Origin of the sequence: Streptomyces sp. NPDC019890 (assembly GCF_044903445.1) — a bacterium.
Taxonomy (GTDB): domain Bacteria; phylum Actinomycetota; class Actinomycetes; order Streptomycetales; family Streptomycetaceae; genus Streptomyces.
The window spans coordinates 1-6,926 of record NZ_JBJDQK010000042.1 but is presented as its reverse complement, the minus strand read 5'-3'; the positions used below and the strand labels follow the sequence as shown (position 1 = coordinate 6,926).

Sequence of the window (6,926 nt, the reverse complement as noted above, 5' to 3'; positions counted from 1 at the left end):
CTGTCCGACCCCGGCGACGACGAGAACCCCTTCTTGATCGGCTTCCTGATGACAGGCGACCGCCTGATGCGCCTGTACCTGCAGCAACCCGGTCGCACCGGCATCATCGGCGCCGACATCCACCTGACCGACATGCTCACCGCGCTGATCGCCTCACTCCCCTCCCTCATCGAGGAAGAGGAGCGCCACCAGCCGGCCCCGGACGACCCGCACTGCGATCTCCTCGTGGACCTGACCGGCTGGTAGGGCTACTGCACCTCGACCCGGCGCCTATCCTCTTGTTCCACTCATGCGCGAAGACGCGGTACGCCGTCATCCGCCACGAACCGGACCCGTCGTGGCGGGCACTGCCGCCGGTCGATGCGCTGGTGATGCCGGCCCCGCCACGGAGCGGGCCGCGGTCGACGAGGCGCTGCGCTCCCGTGAGGTCTTCGTGGAGGACCTGTTCGATCTGCTGCTGGACAGGCTGGGCTTTCCCCTGGCGGTCGCACTTGTGGTGACGGCGGCTGACCATCGCCTCGCGATGCGAAGAGCCCGCCCCCCCGGGTCCAGTTCCGCGCCGCGACACCGAAGAGCCCCTGCCCGACTTCTCCGACAGGGGTTCTCGGCTGCGGTGGACGTGTGGGGATGTGGTCGGACCGAGGGCGTGGTCTACGGCGCGAGCCACTCCGCCTGGAGCTGGGGAGCCACGTTGGTCTCTCCTGTGAACAGCCAGGTCGAGGTGGCGACACTTCCGGTGGTCTGGAAGACCCTGAGGGAGATCACGTCACCGACATTCAGCTGAACAATCGTTGACACGTCCTGCGAGGTGCCCATGCCGACCGGGGCGTCCGCGGCGTCCTGCCCGTCAAAGGCGACGACACTGCCGTTGACGGAGATACGAAGTTGACGCTGCCCCTCGTCATTCGCAGTGAAGTTCCAGAGAATCCTTCCCTTGAGAAGGTAGCGCCCGGCGGTGTTGACCTCCAGCGTCGAGTTCGTCGAGTCGAACATCGTGTCCGTGTCGTAGGCGGCGCCACTGAAAGTGATCTGGGTCTCGGCGTTGGCCGGGATGGTCTGAGATTCGTCGGCGAAGATGCTCGCACCGACATTGACCGTGGGCCCGGCAGGCCCCGTAGCCCCGGTCGGCCCCGTCGCCCCCGTCGGTCCCGGCCCGCCCGTCGCACCCGGGTCACCCTGCCCGCCCTGCGGCCCTGTCGGCCCCGTAGGACCTGTCGGACCCGGCCCGCCCGTCGGCCCCGTTGCGCCCGTCGGCCCCGTCGGCCCCGTCGCACCGGTCGCGCCCCTCTTGCACTTGTCCTTGCCGCCGCGGTCCGACCCGTCCCTGCACTTGTCGTCTCCGCCGCCCGGGCCGCTCGACACGCTCACGCGTTCGCCCATGCTCTGAGCCGCGACCGCGACCGGACTGACGAGCCCGGCCGCCAGGACCAGCGCGAGTGAGGCGATCGCGCCGCCCGCGGTCCAGTTGGCTCGACGAGGCAGCGGTCCCAGTCGGGACCCTGTCCTGTTGGCAGGACTCATGTACGCGCTCCTTGTTTCGATCGGTTGGGGACTCCACGTCCGATCCCGAGGGGGAGCTTGACCCGCGCGCAGCCGATCGATCGTCACACCCGGTCGGCACGCGCTGTTTATCAATAACTCGGAGTAATCGGCAGACCCAGGTGGGGTGCTTATCCTCCGCTGACACGCACTCGGGGCGCGCGGCCGAGCGGGCACGGTTCCGAGCAGGTCCGGGTCAACGCTCACGCTCCGGCTCACGTCTTCGGGGGCACCCGAGCGCCGGCCGCGGCCAGCGCCACGTCATGCATCTGGTCGTGGACCGAAGTAGACAGCGACACAAGCCTGTTGGCCCTCAGCCCCGGCAGGGCGCCCGTGAGGTCGGCCGTCAGCTGGAGGGCAGGGTAGACGTTGAGCGGCTGAGCCCCCGGCTGACCGTCCGGCTCGCCAAGGTGACGGCGGCGCTGTCGGCCCGCGATGCAGCGTGTTCTGGAGGTAGCAAAGCCGCGATGCCGCCGCCTGGGCGTCGACCATGCGCAAGGCTGCACGAGCGGCAGGTCAAAGCCCGTGCGGGCCTCCATCGTTCACGGGCCCCGGTCGACAAGCACAAGGGCCAGCCGCCGGTCGACCGGGGCTGGGGCGGACTCGAAGCGCCACTTGATCACCGACGGGCATAGCACGCCGCTCGCAGTCCTCCTGACCGGCCGCGGCTGACGGTTTCACCGTCACCCGTCTGGCCGCCATCCTGCCGCCGGGTCTGGTGGCAGGTGCGCACCGGCTCCGGGCCAAGAGCGAGCGCCCGCTCGTCTGCTCCCACCGCTGGCCGGAGACGGCCCGCCTGCGTGTGTTCGGATTGACACCGGGCTATCCGGGTCTCGTACTGACCATGAGGGACTCTCGTCCCTGTGGTGGATTCCACCATCCGCAATCTCTCCCCTTTCAGCGAGGCGCCATGACGGTGCAGCAAGCCACGATCCCGACGGTTCTGGTGTACGAGGACGACCCCGGATTTCATCCGCACGTCAACATGCCCGTACCGCATCCCGTTCCACATCTCGACACACAGCCCTTCCCGACGGCCATCGCGGAAAGCACGCCGCAGCCGGACGGTGCCGGGCCGGGCACCGAGGCCTTCCGCTACTGGGTGGCGGCCGACGCGCTCAGCAGGACCAGCCAGACCTGGGGTCCGCTCGTTCCGACCGGAACGCAGTGGCATCCGACGGTGGGCCGCGCGCTCACATCGCACCTCAACGCAGGAATCGACCTCAACGCCTTCTACGACCGTAGAGGCCTGTGGTTCTTCCGCCGCACGGTGGCGGGTGTCACCGTCGCCGCGTGCGAGAGCTCCGAGGTCGTCGAGCACGAGACGGGGCACGCGATCCTCGACGCCCTGCGCCCTCAACTGTTCAACGCGGCGAGCGCAGAGGCGGCTGCCCTGCACGAGGCGTTCGGTGACATCAGCGCGCTACTGACCTCACTCCGGCTGGAATCGCTGCGGATCGCGGTACTGGCCGAGACACAGGGCGACCTCGAACGGTCCTCGCGGGTTACGAGGATGGCCGAGCAACTGGGCTGGGCGATCCGCCAGGGCCACCCGAACGCGGTCGACCCGGACTGCCTGCGCAATCTGTCGAACAGTTTCTTCTACGGCGACCCGGTGCAGCTGCCACCGAGCGGACCCGCGAACATGCTCTCCAGCGAGCCACACTCGTTCTCCCGGCTGTTCAGTGGCGCGTTCCTCAAGATCGTCGCCGGGATCTTCCGGCAGCAGGACCTGCACGACCAGGCCGGTCTGGCCAAGGCGGCCGAGATCGCCGGACAGCTGCTGGTGGATGCTGCCGTGGCCGCGCCCGTGGTGTCGGCCTACTACGCACAGGTCGCCGGTCACATGATCGCCGCGGACCAGCGCCGGAACGGCGGCAAGTACGGTCAGTCCCTGCGCTCGGCGTTCATCCGTCACGGCATCCTCTCCCTGGAGGCCGCAGCGTCCATCACCGAGCCGGAGGTGGCACGCCGAGGCGCCGGAATCGCCGAGGCGACGCCGGGAGGTGGTGACGACGAGGGGCTCACGGCCGTCACGGTCCATGGGGCGACGTACGGTGTCACTCAGCCCCTCACCCTCTCCGCCCCCGCGGCGGAACGACGGTTCGGCATCGCGGGCTCCGACCCCGCCGGCGGCTCGGTGCGGCCCGCCGACCCCGAGCGGGTCGCCACGTCGTTCCTCGAGGACCTCCTCCGCCGCGGCCGCGTCCACGTACCCGAGGAGCACCGCTCCAATGCGGCGTTCGTCGACGACAGCCCCTCCCGGCTCAAGACGCACGAGATCACGCGGAGCGCGACCGGCGAGGGTCTCGCCCTGGTCCGGCGGTGCTTCGACTGAGCAGTCAGTGGAAATAGCGCAGACGGCGGACGGTGAGCCGTCCGTCGTCTCCGCGCTTGATGACGTGCGTGGTACGCGGCGTCGGCTCCTCACCCTCGAACACCGCCTCGCCCCGCGCCAGCAGGTCGCTGATGAATTTCTCGGTCGCTCGGCGCTCGGCGTCATCGCTCTGTCCGCCTTCGGTTTTCTTCTGGCCTTCATCACTATTTGTACCCATACTGTGCACTTTCTTCGTTGACGCCGGATGCCTGCCGGGGGCTGACAAGGCGGCCGTCGAGTGCGGCGTCGGCCCGGCCGCCTACGGGGCTTCGTGAGGGGCGTCCGCGAGCGATTCGGCTGCCGAGACCGGCTGGTAATCCCTTATCGGGAAAGCCGCCGTGTCATCCACCGGTCCCCGCAGGTCCACCGTGAAACCGGCGCACTCGAGCGCCTCGGTGCCCTGCGTGGTCGCCATGGCGAGCGCGGGCCGGTCGGAGACGGTCTGCACGACAACGGCCTCGGTCTCGTTCACGGCCGCGGTCAACTCGGGCAGGCTCAGGCTGTCCGACAGCTCGATCCGCGTCCGCAGCAGGGGACGGTTTTCCATCGCGGGAACACCGGGTGGGGCAGCCGTACGTATCCCCGCCTCCCGTGCGAACGCGCGCTCGTGGGCGTCCTCGCCCACGAAGACACAGTCGTCGGCCGCTGCTCCCCCTGCACTCGCGACCGCCAGGTCGAAGATCCTGCACGGTCGGGGCTGAAGTGTCAGAGAGCCGTCGGGTGCCACGTGAGCATCCGCCAGGTTCGCCCCGATATCAACGAAAATCACAGACATGTGAAGTGCGTCCCCGCGGTGAACGCTTTCGAGTCGGGACCGCCCGGGTGAAGGGCGCTCACGATGCGAAGTGCCGCACGGCGCCCTTCCGTGGCGCCCGTCCGAAGTGTGACGCTCAGCCCGGCTCGCCGTGCCGGTCACGCTCCGGCGCGGTCGCCTCCGCCTACCACACCCGCCGCTTCACCAAGGTGCCCCGCCTGTCGAAGGCGCTGCGCGTGCCCACGCCGGCCGACCGCCGGCCCGGCCGCCCTTGACCCCGACCTGCTGGGCGCGGACATCCGCATCGGCTACGCCAGGTGCCCCACCCTCGGCCAGGCCAGTATCTACCGGGCGCTCGCCGAGCACGCCAAACGCGAGGCGTACCACCGAAGTCGTCGAGGAGGCCCACGTCGGCGGCGCCGATGCCGGGCCGGCCGTTCCTGGCATGGCCCGCTTCAGGTGCGTGGGGGTTCCAGGGTCGCGGGGGTGGGGCCGTCGGGGCGGACGGTGATGCCGTACGCCGCCTTCGTGGGGGTGGAGGAGAAGGCCAGGGTGTGGACTGGCAGCAGGTGTTCGAGCAGGACGGTCGATTCGCGGAGCGCGAATTGCAGACCGAGGCAGGCGCGGGGGCCGATGCCGAAGGGGAAGTAGGCGCCGGGGTGGGCGGGTCGGCGGTCCGGGGTGATGAAGCGCCGGGGGGCGAAGTGCTCTGGGTCCGGCCACAGTTCAGGATCGCGGTGTGTGAGGTACGGGCAGATCAGGATGTCGGTGCCGGCCTCGACGGTGTAGCCGGCGAGGGTGTCGTCCTCGGTGGCGTGGCGGGGCAGGATCCAGGCGGACGGGTAGAGCCGGAGCGTCTCGTGGACCAGGGCCTGGATGGCCTGGCGGCGTTGCGCCGAACCTTCGTCGCCGGCGGCGAGGGCTTGTTCGCGGGCGGCGGGGTACCGGTCGAGGAGCAGGTAGAGCCACGTCAGGGTGGTGGCGGTGGTCTCGTGCCCGGCCACGAGCAGCGTGACCAGCTCGTCGCGGATCAGCCGGTCGGTGTACTCGGGGCGCTCGTTGGCGGCGTCGATCAGGACGTGCAGCAGGCCCGGGCCGTCGGGGCCGACCGCCCCGCCGCGGGCGGCCTCGATGGCGTGCCGGGCGACCGCATCGATCCGGGCGAGATCGGCGGCAACGGCGTCCTGGGCGTCGGTGACATCAGCGGGCAGCGTCGGAAGGGCGGCCGCCACGGCTGCCACGGCGGCCAGTTCGCGCTCGGTCCCGTCATCGAGGGGGTGCCCGGTGAGAGAGCGCCAGATGGCGTCCAGGGCGAAGCGGCGCATTTCCCGCCCGACATCGAGGGTCTGCCCGGTACGGGCGTACCCGCCCCAGCGCCCGGCGGTGGTCCGGGCAGCCGCAGTGATCCGCTGTTCGTAGCGGCGCATCCCGGTACCGGTGAACTGGGACTGCAACAAGCGGCGTTGGCGCTTCCACGCCGTACCGGTGGCGGCGAGGACTCCGTCGCCGATCAGCAGACGGGCGCGGTGGGAGCGCTTGACGTACCGCTCCGGGTGCCGGGCGAGTACGTGCTGGACCGCCTGCGGGTCGGTGACGAGAACGGTGGGGGCCGGCCCGAGGCGGAACGCGGCGATGCTGCCGAACTGCTCGCGCACCTGGGACAGCAGCTCGACCAGTTCACCTCCCCCCGAACGCCATCGCTGCACGAGTCCAGGCTTGGCTTCGGGGACCGGCCGCCCCGTTCCGGGAACGTGCGAAAGGGAGCCGAGACTGGCTTCGGGGTCCATGATTCTTCTCCTGGTCAACCGCTGTGCTTGGCCGTAACGGAGCACTGGCACCACGGACTGTACGGGAGCAGGAACACTCGGTGACAGCCCGCCTCGTGCCGCGGCTTGGGGGAGTGAGCAGGCTCTGGGCGCCTCATCTGCGCATTGCTCACTTGCATGGGTGCGATCGGCTCGGGAGCGTCTGCTCGATGGCACGGATGAGGGGACGTAAGTGAACGTGGCGGATTCGTCTGACGTGCGGGTTTCGAGGGGCCTCAGGGAGTTGCGCAGGATGAGTGTCCAATGCTCACTGCTGGGGGCCGGTGGTAGTGATGGTCGAAGTGGACGCCGGACAGATGGCGTAGCAGGCTCGGTGTTCAGGCGTGAGAGTGGTCAGTTCGCGTTGCCCGGCCGGAGGGGGAGGGCCGGGCCCCTGCTACTTGGGGAGGCGGAAGCCGTTGAACAGGTCGTCCATGCCGCGCAGGGTCAG

5 protein-coding genes and 2 pseudogenes are annotated in these 6,926 nt (G+C 69.8%); 3 read left to right on the top strand and 4 right to left on the bottom strand.

All coding sequences use genetic code 11. From position 1 onward, the window contains the following. Positions 1–246: pseudogene (locus ACI2LP_RS33640) on the top strand (hypothetical protein); the annotation flags it as partial. Between the two features lie 405 nt (positions 247–651). On the opposite strand, the gene ACI2LP_RS33635 reads toward ACI2LP_RS33640, so the two are convergent. After that, complete coding sequence (locus ACI2LP_RS33635) at positions 652–1,521, bottom strand: hypothetical protein (RefSeq protein WP_404728334.1); 870 nt, start codon at positions 1,519–1,521, stop codon at positions 652–654. 515 nt (positions 1,522–2,036) lie between these two features. On the opposite strand from ACI2LP_RS33635, the pseudogene ACI2LP_RS33630 reads away from it, so the two are divergent. Both ACI2LP_RS33630 and ACI2LP_RS33625 read left to right on the top strand, forming a co-directional pair. Next, a pseudogene (locus ACI2LP_RS33630) lies at positions 2,037–2,202 on the top strand (IS5/IS1182 family transposase); the annotation flags it as partial. A 247-nt stretch (positions 2,203–2,449) separates the two neighbouring features. Then, positions 2,450–3,877, top strand: coding sequence for a hypothetical protein (locus tag ACI2LP_RS33625; protein WP_404728333.1), 1,428 nt, complete (start codon positions 2,450–2,452; stop codon positions 3,875–3,877). A gap of 4 nt (positions 3,878–3,881) precedes the next feature. Here ACI2LP_RS33625 and ACI2LP_RS33620 read toward each other — a convergent pair whose 3' ends face one another. The 3 genes from ACI2LP_RS33620 to ACI2LP_RS33610 all read right to left on the bottom strand — a co-directional run bounded on the left by ACI2LP_RS33620 (position 3,882) and on the right by ACI2LP_RS33610 (position 6,457). Next, positions 3,882–4,094, bottom strand: a complete 213-nt coding sequence (locus ACI2LP_RS33620) for a hypothetical protein (RefSeq protein WP_404728332.1) — start codon at positions 4,092–4,094, stop codon at positions 3,882–3,884. Positions 4,095–4,175: 81 nt separating this feature from the next. After that, positions 4,176–4,541, bottom strand: coding sequence for a hypothetical protein (locus ACI2LP_RS33615; RefSeq protein ID WP_404728331.1), 366 nt, complete (start codon positions 4,539–4,541; stop codon positions 4,176–4,178). 584 nt (positions 4,542–5,125) lie between these two features. After that, complete coding sequence (locus ACI2LP_RS33610; protein WP_404728330.1) at positions 5,126–6,457, bottom strand: cytochrome P450; 1,332 nt, start codon at positions 6,455–6,457, stop codon at positions 5,126–5,128. Positions 6,458–6,926 lie beyond the last annotated feature (469 nt).